The sequence below is a fragment of the Gemmatimonadota bacterium genome (assembly GCA_016719105.1).
Classification (GTDB): Bacteria; Gemmatimonadota; Gemmatimonadetes; order Gemmatimonadales; family Gemmatimonadaceae; genus SCN-70-22.
In genome coordinates, this window is the sequence record JADKAQ010000002.1 from 231,317 (window position 1) to 258,155 (window position 26,839).

A 26,839-nucleotide genomic window follows, 5' to 3' on the forward strand; every position below is an offset into this window, starting at 1 on the left:
GCAGCGCGCACGCCGGACGACCGCGCGGCCGACCTCCTGGCCCGGATGACGCCGGAGGAAAAGTTCTGGCAGCTCTTCGCCGTCCCGGACGATACGACCCTCGACCTCACTCGCCTGCAGCACGGGATCTACGGACTCCAGGTACGCCCTGGCCCTGGCGGTGGCGCTCGAGAGGTGGCCGAACGCATCAACACGATTCAGCGCTACCTGGTGACCCGCACGCGCCTCGGCATCCCGATGATCCCTTGGGAGGAGGGGCTGCACGGGCTCGCACAGGGCGGGGCGACCGTCTTTCCGCAGGCGATCGCCCTCGCCGCCACGTGGGACTCGTCCCTCGTCGCGCGTGTCGCGGCGGCCACGGCACGCGAAGCGCGCGCGCGGAATCCGTCAGCTGCTGTCGCCCGTGCTCAACCTCGCGACCGACGTGCGGTGGGGACGCGTGGAGGAGACCCTTGGAGAGGATCCGCTCCTGGCCGCTCGCCTCGGCGTGGCCTTCGTGCACGCGGTGGAGTCTGCGGGAGTGGTCACGACGCCCAAGCACTTCGTCGCGAACGTCGGTGATGGAGGGCGCGACAGCTATCCCGCGGAGGTCAGCCGCGGCTGGCTGGAAGCGCTGCACTTCCCGCCGTTTCGCGAGGCGCTGCGCGCCGGTGGGGCGCGCTCGGTGATGGCGTCGTACAACTCGATCGACGGCGCGCCGGCCACGGCAAGCCGATGGCTCCTCACCGACAAACTGCGTGGTGACTGGGGATTCGACGGCGTGGTCATTTCGGACGCCGGGGCCGTCGGCGGGGCCAACGTCCTGCACATGACCGCGCCCGACTACCCCACCTCCACCGTGCGCGCGCTCGATGCCGGGCTCGATGTCATCCTGCAGACTTCGGTCGATCACGCCGCGCTCTTCCGGCCGGCTTTCGCCCCCGGGCGGCTCTCGCCAGCGGTGATCGACCGGGCCGTGCTGCGCGTCCTGCGCCTCAAGTTCCAGCTCGGCCTCTTCGAGCAGCCGTACGTCGCGTTCGACAGCGCCGCCGACGCGTCGATGCGTGCCGAGCACCGTCAGCTGGCCGAGGAGGCGGCACGCGCCTCGTTCGTCCTCCTGCATAACGACGGCGGCGTCCTTCCGCTCGATTCGACGGTCCGGTCCGTGGCCCTCATCGGCGTGGATGCGGACGAGCCGCGACTTGGCGGCTACTCCGGACCGGGCAATCATCCGGTCTCGATTCGCGATGGGATGGCCGCACGACTCGGCGGGCGTGCGGAGGTGCGCTACGCCCCGGGGCCGGGGCGGGGGAGCGCCGAGTTCGTCCCGGTCCCCGCGTCGGCGTTAGGCGACGGGCTGCGCGGTGAGTACTTCGCGAACACCGCGCTCCAGGGCGCGCCCGCCGTCATCCGGACGGACGCCGCCATCGACTTCTCCTGGCCGTTCGGTGGCCCGGACTCAGCCCTGGCGTACGGCTGGTACTCCGTGCGCTGGCAGGGGACCCTGCGTGCGCCCGCCGGCGGCGTGTTGCGCCTGGCCGTCGAAGGGAACGACGGATATCGACTGTACGTCGACGGCGCGCTCGCCATCGATCGATGGGGGAAGCGCGGGCACTCCCTCACGAGCGTCTCCCTTCCGGTGGCGGCGGGGCGCGCGGTGGCGTTGCGGCTGGAGTACTTCGAGAGCAGCGGCGCCGGGCGCATTCGCCTCCTGTGGGATCACGGCACCTCCACCGATTGGCGCGGCGCGATTGCGACGGCCGCTGCCCTGGCGCGCCGTAGCGACGTCGCGGTGATCGTCGCCGGAATCGAAGAGGGGGAGTTTCGCGATCGCGCGTCGTTGCGGCTCCCGGGACACCAGGAGGCCCTGGTGCAGGCGGTCGCGGCCACCGGTCGCCCAGTCGTCGTGGTGCTCATCGCGGGAAGCGCCGTGACCAGCGCCGACTGGGGGAGCCGCGTGGGGGCCGTGGTGCAGGCCTGGTACCCGGGCGACGCGGGCGGTGATGCCGTCGCGCGACTCCTGCTCGGTGATGCGGCGCCCGCCGGCCGACTCCCCTTCACCGTGCCGGTCGCCGAGGGACAGCTCCCCCTGACGTACTTCCACAGGCCCACCGGGCGGGGCGACGACTATCTCGACCTCACCGGTCGCCCCGCCTATCCCTTCGGCCACGGGCTCGGCTACAGCGCGGTGGAGTATGAGTCGATCCGCGTCGAGCCCTCATCGCCGCGTGCGGGGGATAGCGTCATCGTGCGCGTGAGGCTGCACAACACGGGGCGGCGCCCCGCCGTGGAGGTCGTGCAGCTGTACCTGAGGGACGAGATCGCCTCCGTCGCCCGTCCGGTGCTGATGCTCGCGGGCAGTGCCATCGCCCCGCTGGCCGCGGGCGAGGCGCGCGAGGTCGCGATCGTCGTGCCGGCGGCGCGCTTCGCCATGCGCGATGCGCAGCTGCAACTGGTGACGGAACCGGGACGCTTCGTGGTGCTGGTCGGGGCGTCGTCCGCCGATATTCGGCAGCGGGCGGTCGTGACCTTGCGAACGCCCTAACGATACCGCGCTGGGTCGATCCCCACCCGCTGGCATAGCTCGTCGAACGCCGCGTCGCGCGCCGCGCGATCGTCGGTGTTGAAGCGCAGGAAGAACGGCCGGTGCTCCCAGTCGAACGGTTCCTCGGTGAGCCCGTGCACGTGGAAGAGGAGCGCGGCACAGTGCACCGCCTTGTCGCCCGGCCCCTGCAGCGCCTCGCGAAAGAGCGCGTCGACGACGGCGGGCGGATGAAACTCCGCCGCGTCGTCCAGCATCTCCGAGAGTCCCCCGAAGAACGACGCCTCCCGCAACCCACGCACGAGCGAGTCGGTTCGCGCTTCCTCGTCGACGAGTTCGGGCGCGTGCCGCACGACGGCGGCACGCACCTCGGCCCCCCCGTCACGCAGCGCCGTGCGCAGGGCGTCATGCGCGCGGTCAGTCGCCAGCGCCGCGAGCGCCTCGACGTCGCGCCACCCGCGCGTCGCGTGGGGCAGGAGCATCTGTTCGATCGTCGCTCGTTCGTTAGGCGTGGTGGCCGCCAGCGCGTCGAGATCGTAGCCGATCCCCTCGCGCCACTTGTCGTAGTCGATCGCCATGCTGTCGACGAAGCGGTCAAAGGCCGAGCGTGCCGCAGTCGCCGGAGTCACCCGCTCCAGATCGGGGCTGGACGACTCGGCCGATCGCGACGCGTCAGCATGCTCGGGCAGACCCAGACGCCGACGCGACGCGCGCTCCTGTGCCTCGAGCGCCTCGCGGATCGCATCCATGTCGGGAGGCGGCTCGGGCGGCAGCGGCGCCTCGAGGATGAAGAAGAAGCGCTCGCCGTCGTGGAACTCGCCGGCGTACTGCGACGAGTTGCGATGAAAGAACGCGACGCCGGCGCTCGGCGCGCGCGGGCGCGTGCTGACCGGATGGGCCAGCATGAAGTACACTCCCGCCGGCGGCGCCGGAAAGTGGCTCGCGACTTCCACGATGGAATTGCCCGCCGCGAGCTCCGCCTCGAGGAGTTCACGCAGTGGACGCGGGAGGCGGTCGGCCTCCGATCGAAACGGTTCGGGAATCACGAGTGCATCAGGGCGATGACGGCGCCACGAAGGAACGGACGCGCTGCACGATCAGGCCGGCTCGCCGGCGAGTCGTGCGCGCACGACTGCCTCGACCAGGTCGACGGCGCCGGCGATGCCGAGCCACGCCGTGTTGACACAGACGTGGTAGTGCGCGGCGTCGAGCCATTCGCGGCGCCAGTGGCGACGCACATACGCCTGCCGTTCGCGGTTTGTCTCATCGACGAGACGCGCGGCCTGCACCGGCGACAGCTGTTCGCGGTCGGCGACCCGGGTGATGCAGGCGTCGCGCGGCGCCACGCACAGGACGTGTACGGCATCGTGCCTGCTGGCGAGCCACGCCTGCGCCCCTCGTCCCACGAGGACGACCGGGCCGCGCGCCACCGCCTCGTCGATCACCCGATGGGTGACCTCGAGGATGCGTTCCTCGGTGGGCGGAAGCGGCGCGCCGAGTGGCGCGGAGAGCATTTCCTGCGAGCTGTAGGCAAAGGCGTCGGCGATGCGCTCGGCGAGCGACGGGCGACGCTCCTCGATCGCCTGCACGTGCGCCGGCGTGATGTGCAACCCGACGGCGACGCGCTCGATGAAGGCGTTGTCGAGGAGGGCCCAGTGCAGGCGTCGCGACAGCGCAGCGGCCACCTCGCTCCCGCCGGAGCCGAACATGCGCGAGACCGTAATCAGGGGCATGCGACTAGTCCGTGGGGAGTACACGGCGACGCACCACCTCGGCCGGCGCATAGCCGAGCGCGTCCCAGGTGAGATTCCCCTCCACGTTCTCGATCGTGCAGTGGAGGCGTACCTCGCGCAGCCCGTGCGTTCGGCACCATAACTCCGCCTCGGCCAGCAGCAGGCGCAACACCCCGCGCCGCCGGTGCGAGGCCCGCACGAACGCCGAGGTGATGAAGCCGTAGCGCGTCGGGTGCACCAGGCGCGCGCCCCGCGACACGGAGACGCGAAGCAGCCCGACCGCTTCCTCGCCGTCGTGCGCCAGCAGCGTGACCTCGGTGCGCGCCGTCAGCTGTGTGGCGGTCAGTTCACGCGTCAGCGCCGCGAGGTCCCGCCGCGGCCGGGCAAAGAGCGGGCTTCGGCGCTCCTCCCGCAGCAACTCCAGCCGCAACCCGACCACCACGTCCATGTCCTCGACCGTCGCCGCGCGCACGACCACCGGCGTGGCCGGGCGCGGGGAGGCGGCGCGACGGGTGGTCGTCACCGGCGTCAGGCGGAAAGTCCGCCCCCGAACTCCTGCTGCCCGCCGCGAGGACGACGTTCCTGCGGCGCGCGTCCGTAGTGCCCGGCATCGGAGCGCGAGATCTTGCGGCGCGCCACCAGCGACTCGAGCACGAGTTCGCAGGCCGCGGAGGTGAAGCCGTCATCCTTCGCCGGCGCGAGCCCCACGCGATGCACCAGCGCCACGAGCCCGGGGACGACGTCGAAGGCGCGTGCGAGCGTCCCGGCATCCACGTCGTCCGTCACCTGCAACGCCGCCCCATCCTCGAACCAGAGGATGATGTCATCGACGTTCACCCCCCCCGCACGGTCGCGGAAGACGGCGTCGGAGGCCCGGCGAATCAGCTCGCGCGCGATGTTGGCCGCGCCGACCAGCTCCCCCTCGTACTCCAGCTCGATCTTCCCCGTGATGGCCGGCAGCGCGGCGTACAGGTCGGAGATGCGCGGGACGATCTCGGTCCCCCCCAGGCGCAACGTGCGTCGCTCGGCGTTGGACACGACGCTCTCCATCACCGAGATCGGCATGCGCTGCGACACCCCGGAGCGCCGGTCGATGCGCTTGTCGGTGCGCGCCTCGAACGCAATGCGCTCGATCACCTCGGCGACAAACTCCGGAATGCGAACCGGGAGCGCGTCGCGCTGCGTCCAGGCCTCCTGCGCCGTGATCTGCATCCCCAGCGCGACCGTCTCGGGATAGTGCGTGATCACCTCGCTGCCGATGCGGTCCTTGAGCGGGGTGATGATCTTGCCGCGCGCGGTGTAGTCCTCGGGATTGGCCGTGAAGCAGAGGAGCACGTCGAGCGGAAGGCGCACGGGATAGCCTTTGATCTGGACATCGCCTTCCTGCATGATGTTGAACAACCCCACCTGCACCTTGCCCGCCAGGTCGGGGAGTTCGTTGAGCGCGAACAGCCCGCGATTGGCCCGCGGCAGCATCCCGTAGTGGATCGTCAGTTCGTCCGACAGGATGTGACCGCCACGCGCCGCCTTGATCGGATCCACGTCGCCGATGATGTCGGCGATCGTGACGTCAGGCGTCGCCAGCTTCTCCACATAGCGATTGCCGCGCTCCACCCACGCGATCGGCGTCTCGTCCCCCATCTCGTCGAGGCGCTGCCGCGCGTACTTCGAGATCGGCGCATAGGGATTGTCGTTGATCTCGCTCCCCGCCACGATCGGCATCTTCTCATCCAGCAGCGTGACGAGCGCGCGCAGGATCCGCGACTTGGCCTGCCCGCGCAATCCGAGGAGGATGAAGTTGTGCCGCGCCAGGAGCGCGTTCACGATCTGCGGCATCACGGTGTCCTCGTACCCGATCACCCCGTCGAACAGGGTGCCACCGGCCCGGATGCGCGCGATGAGATTCTCGCGCAGTTCGTCCTTCACCGATCGAAGGACGCGGCTACGCTCGCCGAGCGGATGGGCCTTGAGGGCGCCGAGGGTCGTGGGAAGGGCGTGCGAGGACACGGGAGCTCCGGAGGAGAAGGGTCGAAGCTACAACACCGGGCGACGGGGGGAAGTTCGAGCGCCCTGTTCGCCCCCCCCTCGTCGCGGCGCCGTCAGTCGGTCGCGCTGACCTCGACCAGGTTGTCGTAGAAGACCGGCCCGTGCCCCAGGTCGGTCTCACGTTGCGACGTCGTCGCGTTCGCATTCTGGCCGTCGGGCGAGAACTTCCCCCACCAGATCGACGGCGCCCACACGACCCCCTCGCGCACCCCCTCGTCCACGCGCAGCACCACGGCGAAGTGCCCACGGTCGTTGTGCACCACCACACGGCGTCCGCTCACCAACCCCCGCCGCTCCGCGTCGCGTGGGTGCATCACGCACTCCGGCTCGGCACGCTTCCGCAGAGAATCGACGTTCACGAACGTCGTATTGAGGAAGTAGTGCCGCGGCGACGAGATGAGCGAGAGCGGAAAGCGGGCGGCGAGTTCGGGGGCGGTTTCGGGGAGCTCGTACGGCGGCGTGTACGTCGGGAGCGGGTCGAGCCCCATCGCCGCGAGGCGTGCCGACCGGAACTCGCACTTGCCGCTCGGCGTCAGGAAGCCGCCGTTGGCGTACGGCGTGTACGGCGAGGGGATGTTTAGCCGAACCCACCCGTGCGCCATGAGCTGCTCGAAGGTCACCCCGTGCATGCGCTCGTGCGTCGAATCGAGCGCCACGCGCACCAGCTGCTCATCGTCGTCCTCAAAGAGTGCGGGGTCGAGACCCATTCGCCGTCCCAGCTGCCGGAAGACCTCCGTGTTCGGCTTCGCTTCGCCTAACGGGGCGATGGCCGGGCGGTTGAGCGTCGCATAGTGATGGCCATAGGCCAGGTGCACGTCCCAGTGCTCCAGCTGCGTGGTCGCCGGGAGGACGAAATCGGCCCAGTCGGCGGTGTTGGTCTGGAACTGTTCGAGCACCACCGTGAAGAGGTCCTCGCGCGCGAGGCCCCGCAGGACCGCGTTGCGGTCGGGGGCGACGTCCGCGGGGTTGGAGTTGTACACGACGAGCGCCCGCACCGGTGGCCCCCCCACGCCGGCGTCCGGCGTCGTCAACGCCTCGCCCAGCCGGATCATGTTGATGGTCCGGACGTCGGGATGCAGGTCGGGGCGTTCCAGCGCCTGGGCATTGAAGCGGAAGTTCGCGCTGGTGGACAGTTGCACGCCGCCACCGGGGTGGCGCCAGTGCCCGGTGACCGCCGGGAGGCAGGCAATGGTGCGCACCGCCATCCCCCCGCCGGCGTGTCGCTGGAGGCCGTAGTTGATCCGCACGAAGGCCGAGCGCGCCCGACCGTAGCGGCGCGCAAGGTCGCGAATCGTGCTCGCGTCGAGCCCGGTGATGGGGGCGGCGCGCTCCGGGCTCCACTCCTGCACCCGTTCGCGCAGTTCGTCGGCGCCCAAGGTGTAGCGGGCCAGATAGTCGTCGTCCTGCATCCCCTCGGCGAACAGGACGTGCATGATCGCCAGCGCGAGCGCCGCGTCAGTCCCGGGGCGTATCCCCAACCACTCGTCGCACTGTTCCGCCGTGCGCGACCGCACCGGGTCGATGGCGACGACGTGGGCGCCCCGCTCCCGTGCCTTGAGGATGTGCGGCCAGAGGTGGGGGTTGGAGGTGAGCGTATTGGTCCCCCAGAGGAGGACCAGGTCGCATTCGGGGACCCCTTCGCCATCGGCGCCGATATTGGCGCCCACGGTCATCATCATCCCCACCCGGCCAGCGGTCGCGCAGATGGTGCGGTCGAGGCGGGAGGCGCCTAACGCGTGAAAGAAGCGCCGGTCCACGCTCGACCCCTGCAGCAGCCCCATCGTCCCGGCGTACGAGTACGGCAGGATCGCCTGCGGGCCATCCGGCGAGTTCGCGATCTCGGCTAGGCGGCGCGCGATCTCCGACAGCGCCACCTCCCAGGAGACCTGCTCGAATCGCCCCTCACCCTTGGGGCCCACCCGGCGAAGCGGGTGCGTGAGCCGGTCGCGATGATACGTGCGCTCCAGATAGCGATTCACCTTCGCGCAGAGGAACCCAGCGGTGAAGGGGTGCTCCGAGTCGCCCTGGATCCGGATCGCCTCCCCGTCGCGCACGGTCACGAGGGTCGCGCAGGTATCGGGACAGTCGTGCGGGCATGCGCCGCGGACGATCGTGTCGGTCGCGGCGCTCGTCTCAGCGTTGATCACGGGACGCGAGGGAGAACGTGGTCATTACCGGGGCGAGAGGGGCCTGCGCCGGCCCGCTCAGTGTAGCACTGGGGCCCACGGGAGAAAACGCCCGCTCGCGCAGTATCCGTCGGGCGCGAGGTCAGTATGCCGTTCGCGATTGACAGGGATTCAACGATTCCGGCGGTAAAGGTGATGGGGAAACATGTTGCCACGTCATGACTTGAGTCGTCCGCCGCACTTGACTACTGCGCCCGAAGACATAAATTCACTGCGCTGTTGGGAGGCGGGCGGAAATCCCCGTGGGATGTCTCGACCCTTTGACTGCATCCAGGCGCACGACGCAGTCGACAACCTCCTGATTGCACGGAAGCTGAGAGCGCGGCGTGCTGCGGCCGGACTGGCCAAAGACGCATTGGTCTTGTTGTCCGGCTGTCTCTTGTTTTTTCCTTTCCCCCGTCCCCTGGAGAATCTGCAATGAAGCGTATCGCTCTCGCTGCCGCCGTCATGTTCGTCGCCGCTTGCGGCGGCGCCAAGGAAGAGGCCGCCCCGGCCGCTGATACGGCCGCCCCGGCCATGGCCCCGGCTCCGGCTCCGGCTGACAGCGCTGCTGCCGCCCCGGCTGACACCGGCATGAAGACCGACTCGGCTGCTGACACGACCAAGCACTAACTCTCACCCCTCGGTGAGCAGGAGCGGGCGCGACCTTCGAGGTCGCGCCCGCTTTCGTTGTACCGTGCGACACCCCCGTGCTGCCGCACGGCGTCTGGCGGCCTAACGAGCGTTGTGGTACCCCGGGCGCCGGTGCCCGGTCGAAGGTGCCCTAGCCGAGCGGGAACGGCAGCGCGACGACCCTCGCCCGCACCGTCGACTCGGCCGCGACGACTTCGACCTCGCTGTCGACCTCGATCTCGCGCCGGACCATCGCCAGCGCCACGCCCCCCAAGCGGGGCGAAATGACGGCGCTGCGCACGTCGCCGACCGACTTGCCCGCCGCGTCGCGCAGCCCGCTCCCGCGCGTCAGCATGTGCGCTTCATCGAAGCGAAGGCCGCGCAGGTGACGGTTGACATGCCCGCGGAAGTGCACGCGCGCGACCGTCTCCTGTCCCGTGTAGCATCCCTTGGTGAACGAGACCGCGTGGAGCTCCTCCATGTTGGCTTCCTGCGCCAGTGTGGCGTCGTCCATCTCGATCCCCCACTCCGGACGCCCCGCCTCGATCCGCGCGATTTCGAAGGCGTCGAGTCCGGCCGGGTGCGCGCCGCTCGCGCGGAGCGACGCCCAGAGCGTGTCGCGCGCGGCGATCGGGGCGATGATCGCGAATCCCTCGAGCTGCAGGTCCGGGACGCGGATCAGCTGCAACGTGTGCCCCAGCGCCACGAGTTGTCGGTGGGCAAAGGGCGCCATGTCCGCGAGTGACTCCCACGGCACCCCCAGCGCGGCCGCTACGACAGCGTGGGCACGCGTCCCGTACACGCTGAGGTCCACGGTCGATGCCGTGATGTCCGCATACCGCGAGAGGCGTGGGTTCACGTACTTGCGCACCATCCCCCACCATCCTGCGGCGGCACGCGGCGGCACGTCGACGAGAACGTCGTCGTCACGCACGAGGATGCGGGCGTCGCTCAGGATCTTCCCCTTCGGCGTCAGGGCGGCCGCGTAACACCCCGCGCCGGGGGCGAGCGCCAGCACGTCGTTGGTGACGAGCCCCGTGATGACGTCGCGCGCCTTCGGCCCGGCAAAGGTCCCACGCGAGCGGTACGAGCGGTCGACGAGGATGGCGCCACCGACCGGTCCGTGCGCCGGGTCGTGCCGAAGGGCCGAGTACTCGCCCGCGACGTCGCCGTAGTCGCGGACGGCGTCGATGGCCGAAGCCGCTGCAGCGGCAGGCGCTGGCTCCGGAGGCGTTGCGCCTGGCGGTGATGGATCGTGGCTCATGCGAAGCGTTCTCCCCCGCGGGCAACAAGGTGCTCGATGGCGGCGATGTCGAGCCTGGTGATGGCGGGAATGACCGCCTCGGCCTCCATCGCCACGTGCGCGGGGAGGTCTCCGACCGCGATGCACCGCAGCCCCGCCCCACGGGCCGATCGGATCCCGTGGCTCGAGTCCTCCAGCGCGACGACCACACCATCGCTCGGAACCGGGCGACGGCGTTCCAGTCGTCGCATGGCGGCAAGATATGGGGCGGGGGACGGCTTCGCGGGATAGACGTCTTCTGCCCCGATCACGCAGGCGAAGAGGTGATCCAGCTGCGCGAGCGAGAGGACGAATTCCACATCGCGGCGTCCGGCACGGGTCACGATGCCGAGTCGCGCGCGCGCGGCCAGTCGCTCCACGGCCTCGCGTGCCCCATCGGCGAGCATCAACCCCTTGCTCACGTGCGCGGTGAAGGCGCGATCGACGCGCAGCGCCAGCAGTTCGACCCCCGTCTCGTCCAGCGTCACGCCACAGCGTGCCAGCGCCCCACGCACGGCCTCAGGGGTCGGCAGCCCCGCGCAGCGATCGCGATAGTCCGTGTGCGACAGCGTGATCCCCTCCTCGGCGAGCACGGTCAGCATGGCGTCACGGCGCGCGGCGGCGGTATCGGCCAGCACCCCGTCGAATTCCATCAGCACGGCATCAATCACTCGATGAGGCATCGGCGTCGCACGTTAGGTGTCGCGCCGCGCGTACGAGGCGTCGAGCAGGTCGACCGGGTGCACCACACGGGTGGCGCTCCCGCTGCGAGACAGCCCGGCGCCGATCTGCATCAGGCACCCCGGGTTTCCCGTGGCGACGAGCGCCGCGCGCGTGTCGGCGATGCGCGCCAGCTTGGGGGCCAACACGGCGTCGGACGTCTCGGGTTCCACGAGGTTGTAGATCCCCGCACTGCCGCAGCACTGATCGGCGTCGGCCAGCGGGGTGAGCGCCAGCGACGGGATCGCCGCCAGCACCGCCATCGGCGGCGCGGTGATGCGCTGGGCGTGCACGAGGTGGCACGGGGCGTCGTACGTGACCGAGAGCGGCAGCGCCCCGCCGCGTTTCGGGCCGGCCGCGGCGAGCAGCTCGCTCACGTCGCGGACGCGCGCGGCCAGCGCGACGGCGCGCGCGTGCCAGGTCGGATCATCCTGCAGGAGGTGCCCGTACTCCTTCATCATCGCGCCGCACCCCGAGGCGTTGACCGCCACGAGGTCGGCGCCGGAGGCCTCGAAGGCCGAGATGTTGCGCCTGGCGAGCGCGCGTGCCGCCTCGACGTCACCCGCGTGCGCGTGCAGCGCGCCACAGCACCCCTCGCCCCTCGCATCCACCAGGCGGTAGTCGTTGACGGTCAGCACGCGCTCGGTAGCGCGGTTGGTGTGGGCGAAGAGCCCCTCCATGACGCAGCCGTGCAGCACGGCCACCGTGCCGCGCGATCCGTCGCCGCGAGCCGCGTAGCGCCCTGCCGCCACGGGTGGCTCCGTCGACTGCAACATCGCGAAGGCAAAGCCCAGTCGACCGTCGAGGCCGGAGAGGAGGCGCGAGAGTCCCACGGCGCGTGTCAGTCGCCCCATGACGAGTGCCACGCGCAGCGCCCACGGGCGCGCGAAGACGCCGAGGATGAGGCGCGCCACCAGCGGGAGCGGGCGCTGCATCGCCATGGTGGCGCGCGTGGCCTCGAGCAGCTGGCCGTAGGGGACGCCGCTCGGGCACGCGCTCTCGCATCCGCGGCACCCCAGGCAGCGATCGATGTGCGTCTGCACCGAGGGGTCGTCGAGGGCAAGGTCGCCTTCCACCAGGGCGCGCATGAGGACGATGCGTCCGCGGGGAGAGTCGTTCTCGTCGTTGAGCGCCAGATACGTCGGGCACGCCTGCAGGCAGAAGCCGCAATGGACGCAGTTATCGATTCCCGGCAACGCCCGTGCAAGCGGCGTGTCCGGGATGGCGCAGGGGCGAGTCGTCGGGAGGACGCTGCTCATGCCGTCGAAGCGGGAGTCACGAGTCCGGGGTTCAGCAGGTGCCGTGGGTCGAATGCCTGGCGCACGTTCGACGCGAGGCGCGCGTTGGCCTCGCCTGGGAGCAGTCCCCAGCTCTCAGCCGGCAGTTGCTCCCCGATGAGATGCCAACGCTCGGCGAGCCCCGCCAGTTGCCCGTGCAGCGCAAGGGCGGCGTCGGCGGGGACGATGAGCCGAACGATCCCTCGTTCGAGCGTGGCCTGCCGATACGCGCCCGGGATGACGGCGACGCAGCGTCCCAGGTCGTGCCAGAGGGCGGCCAGTTCCGAGGGGCGTCGCGAGGCACGGATGGTATACGCGCCCGGTGGCAACGATCCCTGCAGCCGCCCCCAGCACTCGGTGGGAACCTCGTGCGTGATCCCTAACGATTCCACGAGCGTTCGCTGCGCGGCGAGCGCGGCGTCATTCCCCGCGAGGCGCACCAGGATCGTCGCCTCGTTCCCGACGTCGAGCCGCCGCGCGAGCGCCCCATCGACCAGCTCGAGTGCCAGCGGCGTGAGCGGGGCGTCGCGCAGCGTGCGCAGGAGCGGGGCCAGCGCTTCGGGCGCCCGCGGAGCGTCGAGGGCGAGCGTACACTCCCGTGGTGGTCGCGCGCGCAGGCGCACGCTCACCTCGGTGATGATGCCGAGCGTCCCCCAGGCGCCTACCGTCAGCCGCACCAGGTCGAAGCCGGCGACGTTCTTCACCACGCGACCGCCACCGCGCACCACGATGCCGCGCCCGTCCACGAACTCGAGGCCGATCGTGAGGTCGCGCGGGAGGCCGATCGACCCGCTCAGCGGCCCCCACGACGCGGTGGCCAGCGTCGCGCCCAGCGTGGCGCCCGGTGCGGCGAACGGGTCGAGTGGGAGCCACTGCGCGTGCGGCCGCGTCGCCTCGTCGATCTCGGCGAGCGTGGTGCTCGCGCGCGCCGTCAGGGTCAGGTCGCCCGGGACATACTCCACGATGCCGCGGAGGGCTCCCACATCGAGCGTGCGCAGTCCCGGAGCGACCGGCGTGCCGGCCTCCATCCAGGTGCCACCGGCACGAATGCGTAACCCCGTCCGTGAGGCGTCCGCGTCGCGCACGGCGTCGGCGACATCGCGGGTATCGCGCGGGGCACCGGCGTGAACCGGGGATGCATCGGACGCCGTCATCGGAGCACCGGGGTCTGCATCCACTCACGGCAGGAGTGCACCGGGACGACCTTCCCCGGATTCGCACGTCGCTCCGGGTCGAAGGCGTCGCGCAATCGGCACATCGCGTCCAGCGACTCGGGGGTGAAGATGAGGGGCATGTAGTCCAGCTTGTCGAGTCCGATGCCGTGCTCACCGGTCACGCTGCCGCCGGCGTCGACGCACGTCTGCATGATCGCCTTCATCGCCCGGTGGACGCGCGCGCTCTCCTCCGGGTCGTTGGCGTTGTACGGGATATTGGGGTGCAGGTTGCCGTCGCCGGCGTGAAACACGTTGCACACGGTGAGCTGCTCCCGTTCGCCGATGCGGGCGATGGCGCGCAGCACCTCCGGCAACCGCGTGCGAGGGATCACGGCGTCCTGCACCACCAGGTGCGACGAGACGCGTCCCATCGCGCCGAACGCCTTCTTCCGTCCCTGCCAGAGCCGAGTGCGCTCCGCCTCGTCGCGCGCGACGCGCACCTCGCGCGCCCCACCGTCGAGACAAATGGTCCGCAGCCGATCGGCGTCCTCATCGATGCCTGCGGCCAGTCCGTCCAGCTCCAGCAGCAGGACGGCGGCGGCATCCACCGGGTAGCCGGCGGCATAGATCGAGGCTTCGACCGCCGCGATCGTGGCCTGGTCCATCATCTCGAGCGCCGCCGGTACGATGCCGGCGGCAATGATCGATGAGGTGGCGCGCGCGGCGGCGTCGAGGCTGGTGAAGTCGGCGAGGAGCGTGCGCACCGCCTGCGGATTGCGCGACAGGCGCACCGTCACGTCGAGCGCGACACCGAAGCATCCCTCGCTTCCGACGAAGGTGCCGAGCAGGTCGTAGCCGGGCACCTCGCCATCGGCGCTCCCTAACGAGACGATCTCGCCGTCGGGAAGGATGACCGTGAGCGCGACGACGTGGTTGAGCGTCACCCCGTACTTGAGGCAGTGCGGGCCCCCCGCGTTCTCGGCCACGTTGCCGCCGATGGTGCACGCGGCCTGGCTCGACGGGTCGGGGGCGTAGTGCAGGCCGAGTGGCGCGACCGCCCTCGTCAGGTGCACGTTCACGACCCCGGGTTCCACCACCGCCAGCCGATTCTCGGCGTCCACCGACACCACGCGCGTGAGCCGGTTGAGGCCAAGCAGGACCGTGCCCTCGGCGAGCGCCCCACCCGAGAGTCCGGTGCCGGCGCCGCGCGGGACAAAGGCGACCTGTTCGCGCGCGAGCAGGCGGACGACGGCGATCAGTTCGTCGCGCGTGCGCGGGAAGACGGCGAGTGCCGGGTGATGGCGATACCCCGGGAGCCCATCGGAGGTGTAAACGAGTAGCTCGCTCGGGCGCTGCAGCACCTGGCGCTCACCCACGATGGCGGCCAGCGTCCGGCCTAACGACTCGCGATTCATCCGTGCGCCCCGTGCCCGTTGCCCTTGGCGCGTGCGTGGACGCGCGCCCGGAGTTCGATCGATTCGACGATCGGCGCCAGCACCTCGTCCAGCTGCTGCAGCCGCTCCCGTGGCGAGCGCGAACGGAGCAGGCGCTGCTTGTCGGCGAGGTCGAGGTCGATGAAATGGGCGATCGCGAACGATAACTCCGCCGGCGAATCGGGGAGGTCGGGGAGTGCGGTGCTGTCGTCCTGCAGGGAACGCGCGGCGCGCGCCACGCGGACGAACAGCTCGCGAAGCCGCTGGGCCACCGGGGCGGCCTCGAGGCCGGGTTCCGCGTGGTCCTCGAACGTCGTCACGCGCGCCACATGGTACGGCGCCGCGTCGTCCACGAACGCGTCGAGCGTGAAGCGCCCGTCACCCGTCACGACGATGTTCGAGCGCCCGTCCGGAAGCGACTGCGCCGACTCGATTCGCGCGATGCAGCCCGCCGTCCCCGGGGCGATCTCCCGCTCCGCCACCTCCGGCGTGCGGCAGATGATCCCGAACTCCCCCGAACCCGCGAGGCAGTCGCTGAGGAGCTGCCGATAGCGCGGTTCGAAGATGTGCAACGCCTGGGTCGCTCGCGGGAAGAGCACGAGCGGGAGCGGGAAGATCGGGAGGCGGCGGGACGACGTCATGGGGTGGATCATGTTACCACCGGACACCCATCCACGGGAATCGGGTGATCCGGGGCGAGCGGGTCAGACGATCGACGCGTCGCGGCGGCCGGCCCGCGGGTGGAGCGGCGTCCTGCCGACGGGCGTGCGGCGTGGGGGCGCCCGCGTGACCGTCGAGGGGCGGAGACGGCGCCGGTACGCAGCGCGCGACGGGAAGCGCGCGACTCCTCACGGGTGACGAGGCGCCCCCGGTCGCTGTGCTGAGTTTGGCCCGAGGGGTGCGTTTGCCGGAGCCGCGCGGCCAATCCGTCAGCGCGGTCGGCCAGCGGCGACGCACCGCGGGCGAGTCAGGCTGCCTGACGAGATCCGCGGCGCGTTCGGCTCAGGGATGGTCGGCGGCGACCACGCGCTCCACGACCTCGCGCAATGCCGCGAGCTCGAAGGGCTTCTGCAGCACGACGCAGTCCGTGTTGCGCACGAACGTCGCGGCCTCCTCGCTCACCAGGTCGCCGGTCGAGAAGATCAGGCGGCGCAGGACGTCGGGGTGTCGCACCTTGAGCTGGTCGTACATCTCCATGCCGTTGAGGCCCGGCATGCGCAAGTCGGACACCACCACGGAGAAGCGCGGCGCTTCGTCCTGCGAGGCATCATTCGAGAGCAGGTGCAATGCGCTCTCCCCGTTCGAGGCTTCCTCGACGGACCATCCCAATCGCGTGAAGAACCGTCGCAAGGCGATGCGAATGGTGATCTCGTCGTCGACGATCAGCACTCGGTGCACGTGCGTCCGAACCGCGGCATCCATGTCCATGCATTTCCTTTGGCATCCCTGCCAGTCGGCCACGCACGTATCCGGCCTGCGTCGCCTCGGCGCCTCAGTATAGCTCGCCGGCAGATCGCTCGCATTAGTCGCGCCTAACCACGACCGTCTGGGGAAGCAGAACGGCCGGGAGTCTCCTCCCGGCCGTTCGTTCGGACTACCCCTTCGATGCGTGCGAGCTTGGTCGCCTTACGCTGCCGACCAGAAGCCGGCCAGCGCGCGACCGTCGGGCGATTCGCGAAGCTTCTCGAACGCGCGTTCGCGAATCTGGCGAATGCGCTCGCGCGTCACGCCCATGAGCGCGCCGATGCGCTCCAACGTCATGGCTTCGGAGCCTTCCTCGAGCCCGTAGTACAGGTAGAGGATCTTGCGCTCGCGCGGCGTGAGGTACTTCCGGAAGACGCGCTCGATGAACTCGCGCATCAGCTTGTAATCGGTGACTTCCTCGATCTCGGCCCCGTCGACGCCGGCGAAGCGCTCGCCTAACGTCGATGCTTCGCGGTCGCTCCGATCGATCGGCGCGTCGAGCGATACTTCGGTCGCCGACATCTGCCGGGCGGAGCGGACGTTCTCGGGCGTTTCACCGATCAGGCGGGCAACTTCGTCGTCGGTCGGATCGCGCCGCAGGACCTGTCCGAGGATCGTTTCGGCTCGCGAAAGGCGAATCAGCTGCGAGTTCTGGTTGAGCGGGATGCGGACCGACCGCGTCTGCTCCGCCAGCGCCTTGAGCACGGCCTGACGCACCCACCAGACCGCATAGGAGATGAACTTCACTCCCTGGTCCGGATCGAACTTGCGGACCGCCTTGAGCAGCCCTTCGTTGCCGATGGCCACCAACTCGCTCAAGTCGAGTCCGTGTCCCTGATACTTCTTCACGTAGGAGATGACGAACCGCAGGTTCGCCGTCACCAGACGTTCGGCCGCGCGCTCATCTCCCTTCTGCGCGAGGCGAGCGAGACGCCGCTCCTCGGCAGGGTCGGTGATCAGTGGGAGCTTTTGTATGTCCTGGAGATACTGATCGAAAGCGGTGGAAGGTGAGGAACGGACGAATGTCTTGGTTCCTTTGGGCCGGCTCTCGGTCACTTGCTGCATACACGCCCCTAACCGTCTATGTGGCAGATCGAGCGACAGTCACTGGTCGGCTGACCAGCTGAACGGGCGGCCACGATAAGAAAGGGCCCATGAGCCGTCAACAGCCAATTTTGGTGCCAGAATCCCCTGACGCGCTCGTAGGAATGTATCTGACAGCAGGGCAACAAGTTGGCGACTTTGAAGAAATAATGTGGAACGCGGAACTCCCCTTGGAATTGTATGCAAAATTGGCGGCACCACCCGAAAAGAACCCGGCCGCCACACGTCAGCGGGGCTCCGGCGGACGCCGTTTCGCTCCCGCCAGGAGGATGACACCGATCGCAAAGGCGGCCGCGATCACGACGACGGCAATGGGCACGTCGAGCAGGTAGGAGCCGAACGAGAGCAGGAGGATGAAGGCGATCATCCCAAGAATACCGGCGCCGCGAGCCGTCATGCCGCACCCTCCAGTGTCAGGAAATCCCTGCCGCCCGCCCCCGGTCGGGTGTCGCGGCGATGACGCTACTGCAAGACGCCGAGGATCTCATCGTCAGCGACGGCGATGCCGTAGCGCGTCTCGGCGCCGGCCATGCGCCCGACGGCGGCGGGGAGCGAGCAGATGATCCGTCCGCCGCGCCCCTTCTTGTCTACGCGCATCAGTTCGAGAAGTGTCGTCGGCGCCTGGTCGCTCGGGCGATCGACCGGAAGGCCGAGCGTGGCGAGCGCCTGCTGCACGGTCGCGCTGGTTCCCGGCTCAGCGAGGCCGAGTCGCTCGGCGAGGCGGCTCTCGAGGACCATGCCGATCGAGATCGCCTCGCCGTGCAGCAGGGAAAAGCCGCTCGCGGCCTCGATCGCGTGCCCAATGGTGTGCCCGAAGTTGAGCACCTGGCGCAGCCCCCCTTCGCGTTCGTCCTCGCGCACCACGCTGGCCTTGATCTCGATGCTGCGCGCGATGAGTGCGGCGAGGGCGTCGCCGTGCCACGCCACGTCGGTGCCGGTGATCAGGGCGGGACCTAACGCGACGGCCTGCTCGAGATACCCAGCGTCGGCGATGATCCCGTGCTTGAGCACCTCGGCCATGCCCGCGCGCCGGTGCGTCGCCTCGAGTGTCTGCAGGACGGTGGGATCGACGAGCACCGCCTGCGGCTGGTGGAAGGCCCCGACGAGGTTCTTTCCGGCCGGCGTGTCGACGCCGACCTTGCCCCCGACCGATGCGTCGACCATCGCCAGGAGCGAGGTCGGCACCTGCACGAATGGCACGCCGCGCATGAAGGTGGCGGCCACGAATCCCGCGAGGTCACCGACCACGCCGCCGCCTAACGCCACGACGGTAGTGTCCCGGCCGCACCGCTCGGCGAGCATCCAGTCGGTGAGGGCGTTCCACGTTTCGCGCGTCTTGTGCTGCTCGCCGGGGGCGATGGCCCGCACGAGCGTGCGCGTGTGCGGCAGGAAGTGGCGCAGCGACCCCACCACGGCCGGCAGCTGCAAATCGGCGACATGGGCGTCGGTGATCACGACGACGGTGTGGGCGGGGGCGACCTGCGCGACGCATCGGCCGACGTCGTCCACGAGCCAGGGGGCCACGTGCACCCGGTAGCCGAAGACCTCGATCGTGCGTTCCGTTGCGCGCGCGCCCCCGCCCGCGGCTCCTACCACGTCACCTCGCCCGCCCCGGCCCGCCGGTTGGCCACGCGGGCCAGCATGAACAGCAGGTCCGAGAGCCGGTTCATGTAGATCACGACCAACTCGGGGAGCGGGTCCGCACGATGCAGGGCGACGATCCGACGCTCGGCGCGTCGGCACACGGTGCGCGCCACGTGCAAGGCGGCCGACTTGGGCGTCCCGCCGGGAAGGATGAACGACCGCAGCGGCTCGAGTTCCCGCTCGCACTCGTCGATCGCGCGTTCCAGCTCGGCGATCCGGTCACTGTCGATGCGTGCCTTGAGCAGCTGCTCCCGCATCTTGTCGTGATCGGGGGTGGCGAGCAGGGCGCCGATCGAGAAGAGGTCGCGCTGGATCGGGACGAGCACCTCATCGATGCGCGGCATCATCTCGACGGCGCGCGCCATCCCGAGGAAGGCATTCAGTTCGTCCACGTCGCCGTAGGCCTCGACACGCGGATGGTCCTTCTCGACGCGTCCGCCGCCGAACAGCGCGGTCTGGCCGTCGTCGCCGGCCTTGGTATAGATCTTCAAAGTCATGGGATGAAAGTAACAGGCCGGGTGGTGGGAGACGCGAGACGGGAGAGTCGGCCGGATCCGCGTCGGCCAACGCACGACACGAGCGGGCCGTTCGCGGTTTCGGCGGGACGGGGCATCGTGCGTCGGCTCAGACCTCCGTCCACGCTTCCAAGCCCGATTACATTGCCCGCATGCCTACACACGACCTCGTCGACATCACGATCATCGGCGGCGGCCCGACCGGGCTGTTCGCACGGTTCTACGCCGGCATGCGCGGCGCCAGCGCCCAGATCATCGATGCGCTCCCGCAGCTTGGCGGGCAGCTCACGGCGCTCTATCCCGAGAAGTACATCTTCGACGTCGCCGGATATCCCAAGGTCCTCGCGAAGGATCTGGTCCGCGCGCTCGTCGAGCAGTCGACGCAGTTCGGTGGCCGGGAGTTCCTCAACCAGGAGGTCACCGGGCTCCGGGAGCAGGACGGGCACTTCGTCCTCAGCACGTCCGCCGGCGAGTTCCCCACGCGAGCGATCCTGATCGCCGCGGGGATCGGGGCCTTCTCGCCGCGCCGTCTTCCACAGGCGTGTGCGGAGCCGTGGTACGGCCGGGGGGTGCATGACGTGGTGCTCGATCCGGAGGAGTACCGCGGCAAGCGCGTGATCATCATCGGCGGCGGCGATTCGGCCTTCGACTGGGCGCATCAGCTCACGGGGAAAGCCGCACACGTCACGCTCGCGCATCGGTCGGACCGTTTCCGCGCGCACGACGCCACCGTGGTGGAGGTTCGGAAGGCGGCGGCCGAGGGAGTAGTGGACATCCTGACCTTCCATGAGCTGCACGACATCCTGAGCGACGGCGACCGGATGACGGGGGTCGTCCTTCGCGAGACCAAGACCAAGGCGACTCGCGAGCTGGCTTGCGACGCCGTCCTCCCGATGCTCGGCTACGTGAGCAACCTGGGCGAGCTGACCAAGTGGGGGCTGTCGTTCGAGAAGGACGAGATCGTGGTGAACTCGCTGATGGAGACGGGTCGCGCGGGGATCTACGCTGCGGGCGACGTCACGACGTTCCCTGGCAAGCTCAAGCTGATCGCGGCGGGCTTTGGCGAGGCGGCGACGGCGGTGAACCAGGCGGTGCACTGGATCTACCCCGAGAAGAAGGTGACGCCGGGGCACTCCTCGAACATGGCGATCTTCGGGCAGTCGGCCGAATAGCGGCGGGCGCTCGGCGGGCGCCACCTGGCGGGCGCCACCTGGCGATCGGGCGATGCACGCCGCGCAGATGACGGGTCCGGGTCCCTCCATACGAGGGGGCCGGACCCGTGTCGCTATCGGCGGGGGGCGTCCTCGTCGGCGCGGGCGGCGGCGGCGTCGGGGGAGAAGCCGTCGGGGTATCGGCGGCGGAGCTTCTCGAGGTTCGTGTGCGCTACGTCACCTAACGAAAGTCCCAGCGACGTGGCGACGGCTCCCAGGCACCAGAGCGCGTCGCCTAACTCGCGTGTGATGGCGTCCCGGTCGAGGGGGCGCTGCTGGAACTGGTGCTTGCGCACCGCGCCGAGGATTTCACCCGCTTCCTCCGCCAATCCTGCGGCGGCATCGAGCAGGCGCGCGTCGTCGCTGAGCGACGGGTTGAGGGTGCGGCCAGCGAGCGACTGGTAGGTGTCGAGGTCCACGGGGGAGGTGCGGAGGGGGGACGCGGGGGCACGGCGGTGCGTCGTGCGCCGTCGACCGGCGGGTGAAGCGCTGGGTGAACCGGTGGGTGAACCGGTGGGTGAAACGGCGTCGAGATCTTCGGGGCGCTGCGATTGACAGTATGGGTGAACGCGCGAGAACTTACGCCAGCCGATCGCGACCCGTCAAACACGAGGCAAGTGCGCGTCTCTCCGTGAGTTATCTCCTGCTGGCCGACGACAACGAAGACATGCGCCTGATGCTGCGCGAGCTGTTTCGCGCCTCGGGGCACGAGGTGTCGATGGCCGCCGACGGCGTCGAGGCGCTGGCATCGATTGCCGCGCGCGAACCCGACCTCGTCATCCTCGATCACTCGATGCCGAACATGAGTGGTCTCGAGGTCTGCCGACGCCTCAAGCAGAACCCGTTCACGGCGCGCGTCCCGGTCATGATGCTCACCGCCCAGAGCGGGGTGGAGAGCAAGGTCGAGGGTTTTGCCGCGGGGGCCGACGACTACATCGCGAAGCCCTTCGATCCCCGCGAGCTGCGCGCGCGCGTGCAGGCGATGTTGCGCCTCGTGCAGCGCGAGGGCGATCGCAACCCTACCAGCGGATTGCCGGGTGGTCGCGCGATCGAATCGGAGATCCTGGGGCGCGTGCAAGCGGGCGCGCCGTTCTCGGTCTGCTACCTCGACCTCGACAACTTCAAGCCGTTCGCCGACACGTTCGGCTTCGCGATCGCGGATGAGGTGATTCGCGGGCTCGGGTCGGCCATTCGCGACTCGTCGGCGGCGGTTCCCGGCGATGCGCAGGACGACTTCGTGGGGCACATCGGGGGTGACGACTTCATCGTGATCACCTCGGCTGACCGCGCCGAGCCGATGATGGGCGAGTGCGCGCGGCGCTGCTTCCAGGTGATCCAGACGGCGGTGGGGCCCAAGGCGGCGGCGCTTGGCTGCTACACGGGCGTCGATCGCGAGGGGCGGGTCCGCGAGTTCCCGCTGGCCGGCGCGTCGGCGGCGGTGCTCCACGTCACCCCGGCGTCGTGGGTGAACCTGGCGCACCTCGGGATGCGCGCGGCGGAGGTGAAGCGTCGCGCCAAGATGAAGGGGACCGGCGCCGTCCTCGTCGAGTCGGCCTGAGATGCGCGGGCGCGCGGGCGCGCGCGGGCGCGCGGGACGGCGCTGGTGTGCGACGGCGGCGCTGGGGCTCGCGTCGCTGGCGGCCCCTCGCGCCCTCGCGGCGCAGGCGCTGGCGTGCGACGACACCTCGATCGAGGTGCACAAACTCTCGTTTGCCGGCAACACCACCTTCCGCAGCAGCGACCTCGCGAACGGCGTGGCGACGACACAGTCGTCGTTCACCCGCCGCTTCTTCCGCGTCTTCGGCAAGCGGTACTGCCTCGACGCCCCGACGGTCACGCAGGACTCGCTCCGCCTCATCATCCTCTACCGCAACGCAGGATTCTCGCAGGTGCGGGTGGCGAAGGAACTCACGATGCGCTCGCCGCGGCAGGCGGAGTTGCGCTTCGTGATCGACGAAGGGACCCCCGTGCGCATCGACAGCGTCTCGTACGTCGGCTTCGAGGAGGTCCCGCAGTTCGACCGGCTGCGCCGCGGCATCGAGGTCAGGCCGGGGATGCGCTTCGACAAGTCGGCGGTGCTGGCGTCCCGCGACTCGCTGGCGCGGCGCCTGCGCGATCGCGGCTATCCGCTGGCCGAGGTGCTGCGCAGCTTCGATACCGACACCGCGCGCCATACGGCCGTGGTCGAGTTCAGTGCGTCGACGGGGCCGCGGGCCCGCCTTGGCGCCATCAACGTCACGGTCGACGTCCCGCCCGGCGAACGCCGGCGCATCGACCCCGGCCGCGTCAAGGGCGTGCTTGGCATCCGCGAGGGGCAACTGTACCGCGAACGTTCGCTGGAGGGGGTCAAGCGCGGTTTGTACCTGGCGGAGGCGTTCCGCCACGTGGACGTGCAGGTCGACTCGGCGTCGCTGGTCGATGCGGTGGACTCGCTCGTGTCCGTCAACGTGCAGCTGACGGAGGGTGACCTGCGCGCCTCGCGCGTCTCGCTGGGCTGGGGAAACCTCGACTGCCTGCGGACGCAGGGGAGCTACTCGGATTACAACTTCCTGGGGCGGCTGCGGCGGCTCGACCTCAACGGACGCCTCTCGAAGGTTGGTGTCGGCGCGCCGTTCGACTTCGCCAGCGGCCTGTGCCGGCAGGAGGTGAAGCGAGACATCTTCAGCGACACGCTGAACTACTACGCGGGCGCGACGCTCTCGCAGGCTTCGCTCTTCGGGTTGCGCACGATTCCGACGGTGACGGTGTACAGCGAGCGACGCTCCGAATTCCAGGCATACCTGCGCGATACACCCTTCGGCGCGATCGCCTCGGTGCAGCGTGGCGTGGACGGGGCCTTGCCGCAGAGCTTCTCGTACCAGCTCGAGTACGGCAGTACCTTCTCGTCCCCCGCCTTCTTCTGTGCGGTCTTCAATGTGTGCGAGGAGGCCGCACAGGCGCGCCTCCTGAGGCGCAACCGACTCGCCGTCGCCGGCTGGAGCGTGACGCGCAATCGCGCCGACGACTTCGCCAATCCGCAGCGCGGCTCGGTGATGCGATTCGAGGTGCGCCACGCGTCGCGCCTCATCGGATCGAGCACCGACCAGCAGTTCAGTCGCGGAGTGATCGACGCGTCGTTCTATCGCCCGGTCTTCGACGGTGGGGTCTTCGTCTTTCGGCTGCGCGGCGGGACGGTGCTCGGGCGCCGGCTCGGACTCGATGGGAGCCGCACCTTCGTGCCCCCGCAGGAGCGCCTGTACGCGGGCGGTCCCAACACGGTGCGCGGCTTTCGCCAGAACGAACTCGGGCCGGCGATTTATGTGGTCGACACCTTCAGCGTCGCGGCGGCCGCGGGCGACACCTCGTTCTTCGAAACGAACGACAACCGCGTGGCGAGTCGCGTCGTTCCATCGGGGGGCGACAACGTGGTGATCGCCAACGCCGAGTTGCGGCTGCGATCGGTCTTCCTCCCCGAACTCATCCAGTACTCGATCTTCGTGGATGCGGGCGAGGTGTGGAACCGCAACGGGTCCACGGCAAGCCAATCGACGATCCAGGTGAAGGTCACGCCGGGGGTCGGCGTGCGCGTCTTCACTCCGATCGGACCCGTGCGCGTGGACATCGGGTACAACCCGTATCAGGCGCCGAGCGGGCCGGCGTTCTTCAGCGCACAGCAGCGCGTGGGCGGTGAGGTGGAGCGCGCGCTGTACTGCACGAGTCCCGGGAACCGACTCGCGGTGACGCCCGGGTTGACGCTCCCCGGCGGGACGAGGCGCGCTACCGGTGCAGGCGGCCGGGGCCTGCCCGGCGACGTTCCAGCCGCCGCGGCGCGCCACGTTCCTCAGCCGTCTCACGTTCAACTTCTCCATCGGGCAGGCGTTCTAAGCCATGTCGCGCCGCCGAACCGTCGTCCTCGCGAGTGCCGCCACGCTGTTTGCGTTAGGCGGCCTGCTGGCGGGCGCGGTGGCGTTTGTGACGCAGACCGGCTGGGGGCGCGAACAGATTCGCACGCGCGTCATGGCCTTGATCAACAGCAAGGTCCAGGGGACGCTCTACATCGGGCACCTCGAGGGGTCGCTGTTCACGAACCTGGTCGTCGATTCGTTCGCCATTCGCGAGAAGAACGATTCGCTCTTCGTTGCCACCGGCCCGATTCACATCCGGTTCGACCCGCGCGACTTGCTCGATCGCCGCATCGTGGCATCGGAGGTGACGATCGAGCGGGCCTTCGTGCACATCCACCAGGATTCCACGAAGCAGTGGAACTATCGGCGGATCTTTCCGTCGGGGCCCAAGGGGCCGCCGAAGCCGGTGACGGTGCGCAACTTCGGCGACTACATCTTCGTGAACGCGGCGCGGGCGAAGGACGTCACCTTCCTCCTCACCATGCCGTGGCACCCGGACGACTCGCTCTCGGGCGCGCGCGCCGACAGCGCGGCGCGCGTCCAGATGGCGCGCACGGACAAGCACATCCGGCAGGTTGGGAGCCAGTACGAGGTGCAGCGGCGCTGGACCAACGGTCAGCTGCAACTCGGGCCGTCGCGCATCGATGACCGCGACGCGCTCGGGCGCCAGTTCGACGTGGTGCGCCTCGACGCCGACGAGTTCGACCCGCCGTTCAAGTTCCGGGAGGCGCGCGGGGCGCTGCGCAACAAGGGCGACTCGTTGTGGGCCGACATCTCGCACTTCCGCCTCCCGGGGTCGCGCGGGACGGCGAAGGGGAAGGTGTGGTGGGGGAGCGACCTTCCGACGCGCTACGACCTGACCTTCACCTCCGATTCCCTCTCCCTCGCCGACGTGGCCTGGGTCTATCCCACGCTGCCGACGACGGGCGGCGGGCGCATGACCCTGCACATCGGCAACGGTCGCGACCTGCGCCAGCTCGAGTACGCGCTGCGCGACATGGACGTGCGGACGATGAACTCGCGCCTGCGCGGCAACATGACCTTCGGGACGGGGGCTCCGGTCCTCATCGTGAAGGACATTGACCTGCGCGCGGACCCCATCGACTGGGTCCTGATCGAACAGTTCACGGGCGAGCCGCTGCCGTACCCGTTCAAGGGAGAGATCACCGCGACCGTTCAGGCCAGTGGCGGTCCGGTGAACCGGTTCGTCGTCGACCGCGGCGAATTCACCTGGCGCGACGGCAACGTGCCGGGGGCGGTGAATCGCGGGACGGTGAAGGGGACGCTCGACATCCTGGCGCCGGCTTTCACGACCTTTCGTGGCTTCGACGTGGCGCTGGCGCAGTTCGACTTGCGCACGATCCAGTTTGTGAATCCGGCCTTCCCGCGCTTCTTCGGCCTGATCTCGGGGACGGCGACGCTCGATTCGGTCTGGACCGACATCCGCTTCCGGAACGCCGACATCACGCATCGCTTCGAGGATGCGGAGCCCTCGCGCTTCACCGGCAACGGCCGCGTGACGATCGGCGAGACGTTGCTCACGTACGACCTCGCGGTCGATGCCAAGCCGCTGAGCCTGACGACGGTCGCCCGCGCCTATCCCGAGGCGGAGCTGATCTACAGGGGGACGTACACCGGGCCGTTGCGCCTGCAGGGCCAGGCCGATGACCTGGCGGTCGTCACGGAGCTCGTGGGGCCGCCGGGTCGGCTCGCCTACGATGGGCGCGTGGACGCCGATTCGGTCGGCGGCTACGGCTACACCGGGACGCTGCGTTTCAACGACCTCGACCTGCGCCTCCTGCTCGACACCGCGACCGTCCCGCATACCTCGCTCAACGGGACGATCGACCTCGACGTGCTCGGCGACTCGCTCCCCAATTGGGAGGGGCCGTTCGACCTCGCCCTCGACCGGTCGCTGGTCGACTCGGTGCGCGTGTACGCGGGGGCCCGTGCCCGCATGCGTTTCGGTGGCGGGCGGTTGCGGATCGACACGATGCACGTGGAAACCGCGCTGCTCTCGGCCACGGCGCAGGGCGGAATCGGGCTCATGCCT

22 protein-coding genes are annotated in these 26,839 nt (G+C 69.7%); 5 read left to right on the forward strand and 17 right to left on the reverse strand.

The window, feature by feature from the left end:
• Nucleotides 1-439 precede the first annotated feature (439 nt).
• Nucleotides 440-2,524, forward strand: coding sequence for a glycoside hydrolase family 3 C-terminal domain-containing protein (locus IPN47_04610; protein ID MBK9407328.1), 2,085 nt, complete (start codon nt 440-442; stop codon nt 2,522-2,524).
• Here IPN47_04610 and IPN47_04615 read toward each other — a convergent pair.
• The 5 genes from IPN47_04615 to IPN47_04635 form a co-directional block, all read right to left on the reverse strand.
• The gene (locus IPN47_04615) at nt 2,521-3,567 is read right to left on the reverse strand and encodes a hypothetical protein (GenBank protein ID MBK9407329.1); all 1,047 of its coding nucleotides are present in this window, start codon (nt 3,565-3,567) and stop codon (nt 2,521-2,523) included. The genes IPN47_04610 and IPN47_04615 overlap by 4 nt on opposite strands.
• 51 nt (nt 3,568-3,618) lie before the next feature.
• Nucleotides 3,619-4,254, reverse strand: coding sequence for a cytidylate kinase-like family protein (locus IPN47_04620; protein MBK9407330.1), 636 nt, complete (start codon nt 4,252-4,254; stop codon nt 3,619-3,621).
• A gap of 4 nt (nt 4,255-4,258) precedes the next feature.
• Nucleotides 4,259-4,777: a GNAT family N-acetyltransferase gene (locus IPN47_04625; GenBank protein ID MBK9407331.1), complete on the reverse strand. Its 519-nt coding sequence runs from the start codon at nt 4,775-4,777 to the stop codon at nt 4,259-4,261.
• Between the two features lie 5 nt (nt 4,778-4,782).
• Nucleotides 4,783-6,261, reverse strand: coding sequence for a magnesium chelatase (locus IPN47_04630; protein MBK9407332.1), 1,479 nt, complete (start codon nt 6,259-6,261; stop codon nt 4,783-4,785).
• 92 nt (nt 6,262-6,353) lie between these two features.
• Nucleotides 6,354-8,447, reverse strand: a complete 2,094-nt coding sequence (locus tag IPN47_04635) for a molybdopterin oxidoreductase family protein (GenBank protein MBK9407333.1) — start codon at nt 8,445-8,447, stop codon at nt 6,354-6,356.
• 456 nt (nt 8,448-8,903) lie between these two features.
• On the opposite strand from IPN47_04635, the gene IPN47_04640 reads away from it, so the two are divergent.
• Nucleotides 8,904-9,098, forward strand: a complete 195-nt coding sequence (locus IPN47_04640) for a hypothetical protein (GenBank protein ID MBK9407334.1) — start codon at nt 8,904-8,906, stop codon at nt 9,096-9,098.
• 151 nt (nt 9,099-9,249) lie between these two features.
• Here IPN47_04640 and IPN47_04645 read toward each other — a convergent pair whose 3' ends face one another.
• The 11 genes from IPN47_04645 to IPN47_04695 form a co-directional block, all read right to left on the reverse strand.
• On the reverse strand, nt 9,250-10,362 hold the full coding sequence (locus IPN47_04645) for a folate-binding protein YgfZ (protein ID MBK9407335.1): 1,113 nt from the start codon (nt 10,360-10,362) through the stop codon (nt 9,250-9,252).
• Entirely contained in the window at nt 10,359-11,063 is a 705-nt protein-coding gene (locus tag IPN47_04650; protein MBK9407336.1) for an HAD hydrolase-like protein, read from the reverse strand. The genes IPN47_04645 and IPN47_04650 overlap by 4 nt, the downstream gene beginning before the upstream one ends.
• Before the next feature lie 12 nt (nt 11,064-11,075).
• Nucleotides 11,076-12,359: a 4Fe-4S dicluster domain-containing protein gene (locus IPN47_04655; GenBank protein ID MBK9407337.1), complete on the reverse strand. Its 1,284-nt coding sequence runs from the start codon at nt 12,357-12,359 to the stop codon at nt 11,076-11,078.
• Nucleotides 12,356-13,531 (reverse strand): FAD-binding oxidoreductase, encoded by a 1,176-nt coding sequence (locus tag IPN47_04660; protein ID MBK9407338.1) that lies wholly within the window; start codon nt 13,529-13,531, stop codon nt 12,356-12,358. The genes IPN47_04655 and IPN47_04660 overlap by 4 nt, the downstream gene beginning before the upstream one ends.
• A complete protein-coding gene (locus IPN47_04665; protein MBK9407339.1) occupies nt 13,528-14,946 on the reverse strand; it encodes an FAD-binding protein in 1,419 nt (472 codons plus the stop codon). Before IPN47_04665 ends, IPN47_04660 begins: the two co-directional genes overlap by 4 nt.
• On the reverse strand, nt 14,943-15,605 hold the full coding sequence (locus IPN47_04670; protein MBK9407340.1) for an LON peptidase substrate-binding domain-containing protein: 663 nt from the start codon (nt 15,603-15,605) through the stop codon (nt 14,943-14,945). Before IPN47_04670 ends, IPN47_04665 begins: the two co-directional genes overlap by 4 nt.
• Nucleotides 15,606-15,966: 361 nt before the next feature.
• Nucleotides 15,967-16,392, reverse strand: a complete 426-nt coding sequence (locus IPN47_04675; GenBank protein MBK9407341.1) for a response regulator — start codon at nt 16,390-16,392, stop codon at nt 15,967-15,969.
• 198 nt (nt 16,393-16,590) lie between these two features.
• Entirely contained in the window at nt 16,591-17,484 is an 894-nt protein-coding gene (locus IPN47_04680; GenBank protein ID MBK9407342.1) for an RNA polymerase sigma factor RpoD/SigA, read from the reverse strand.
• A 274-nt stretch (nt 17,485-17,758) separates the two neighbouring features.
• Entirely contained in the window at nt 17,759-17,929 is a 171-nt protein-coding gene (locus tag IPN47_04685; protein ID MBK9407343.1) for a hypothetical protein, read from the reverse strand.
• Between the two features lie 65 nt (nt 17,930-17,994).
• Nucleotides 17,995-19,128 (reverse strand): 3-dehydroquinate synthase, encoded by a 1,134-nt coding sequence (gene aroB, locus IPN47_04690; protein MBK9407344.1) that lies wholly within the window; start codon nt 19,126-19,128, stop codon nt 17,995-17,997.
• Complete coding sequence (locus IPN47_04695; protein ID MBK9407345.1) at nt 19,122-19,667, reverse strand: cob(I)yrinic acid a,c-diamide adenosyltransferase; 546 nt, start codon at nt 19,665-19,667, stop codon at nt 19,122-19,124. The genes aroB and IPN47_04695 overlap by 7 nt, the downstream gene beginning before the upstream one ends.
• Before the next feature lie 176 nt (nt 19,668-19,843).
• Between IPN47_04695 and IPN47_04700 the strand changes: the two genes are divergently transcribed.
• Entirely contained in the window at nt 19,844-20,863 is a 1,020-nt protein-coding gene (locus IPN47_04700) for an NAD(P)/FAD-dependent oxidoreductase (GenBank protein ID MBK9407346.1), read from the forward strand.
• A 113-nt stretch (nt 20,864-20,976) separates the two neighbouring features.
• Here the strand turns inward: IPN47_04700 and IPN47_04705 are convergent, their stop codons facing one another.
• Entirely contained in the window at nt 20,977-21,321 is a 345-nt protein-coding gene (locus IPN47_04705) for a nucleoside triphosphate pyrophosphohydrolase family protein (protein MBK9407347.1), read from the reverse strand.
• A gap of 212 nt (nt 21,322-21,533) precedes the next feature.
• Here IPN47_04705 and IPN47_04710 point away from each other — a divergent pair, with 212 nt between their 5' ends.
• Nucleotides 21,534-22,460, forward strand: a complete 927-nt coding sequence (locus IPN47_04710) for a response regulator (GenBank protein MBK9407348.1) — start codon at nt 21,534-21,536, stop codon at nt 22,458-22,460.
• 1 nt (nt 22,461) lies between these two features.
• Nucleotides 22,462-25,434: a BamA/TamA family outer membrane protein gene (locus IPN47_04715; GenBank protein ID MBK9407349.1), complete on the forward strand. Its 2,973-nt coding sequence runs from the start codon at nt 22,462-22,464 to the stop codon at nt 25,432-25,434.
• Nucleotides 25,435-26,839 lie beyond the last annotated feature (1,405 nt).

What these genes read in the sequence shown, in the direction of transcription:
- IPN47_04620 (MBK9407330.1), bottom strand. Translation starts at nt 4,254, where the DNA reads ATGCCCCTGATTACGGTCTCGCGCATGTTCGGCTCCGGCGGGAGCGAG.
- IPN47_04640 (MBK9407334.1), top strand. Translation starts at nt 8,904, where the DNA reads ATGAAGCGTATCGCTCTCGCTGCCGCCGTCATGTTCGTCGCCGCTTGC.
- IPN47_04645 (MBK9407335.1), bottom strand. Translation starts at nt 10,362, where the DNA reads ATGAGCCACGATCCATCACCGCCAGGCGCAACGCCTCCGGAGCCAGCG.
- IPN47_04650 (MBK9407336.1), bottom strand. Translation starts at nt 11,063, where the DNA reads ATGCCTCATCGAGTGATTGATGCCGTGCTGATGGAATTCGACGGGGTG.
- IPN47_04655 (MBK9407337.1), bottom strand. Translation starts at nt 12,359, where the DNA reads ATGAGCAGCGTCCTCCCGACGACTCGCCCCTGCGCCATCCCGGACACG.
- IPN47_04660 (MBK9407338.1), bottom strand. Translation starts at nt 13,531, where the DNA reads ATGACGGCGTCCGATGCATCCCCGGTTCACGCCGGTGCCCCGCGCGAT.
- IPN47_04665 (MBK9407339.1), bottom strand. Translation starts at nt 14,946, where the DNA reads ATGAATCGCGAGTCGTTAGGCCGGACGCTGGCCGCCATCGTGGGTGAG.
- IPN47_04670 (MBK9407340.1), bottom strand. Translation starts at nt 15,605, where the DNA reads ATGACGTCGTCCCGCCGCCTCCCGATCTTCCCGCTCCCGCTCGTGCTC.
- IPN47_04675 (MBK9407341.1), bottom strand. Translation starts at nt 16,392, where the DNA reads ATGGACATGGATGCCGCGGTTCGGACGCACGTGCACCGAGTGCTGATC.
- IPN47_04685 (MBK9407343.1), bottom strand. Translation starts at nt 17,929, where the DNA reads ATGACGGCTCGCGGCGCCGGTATTCTTGGGATGATCGCCTTCATCCTC.
- IPN47_04700 (MBK9407346.1), top strand. Translation starts at nt 19,844, where the DNA reads ATGCCTACACACGACCTCGTCGACATCACGATCATCGGCGGCGGCCCG.
- IPN47_04715 (MBK9407349.1), top strand. Translation starts at nt 22,462, where the DNA reads ATGCGCGGGCGCGCGGGCGCGCGCGGGCGCGCGGGACGGCGCTGGTGT.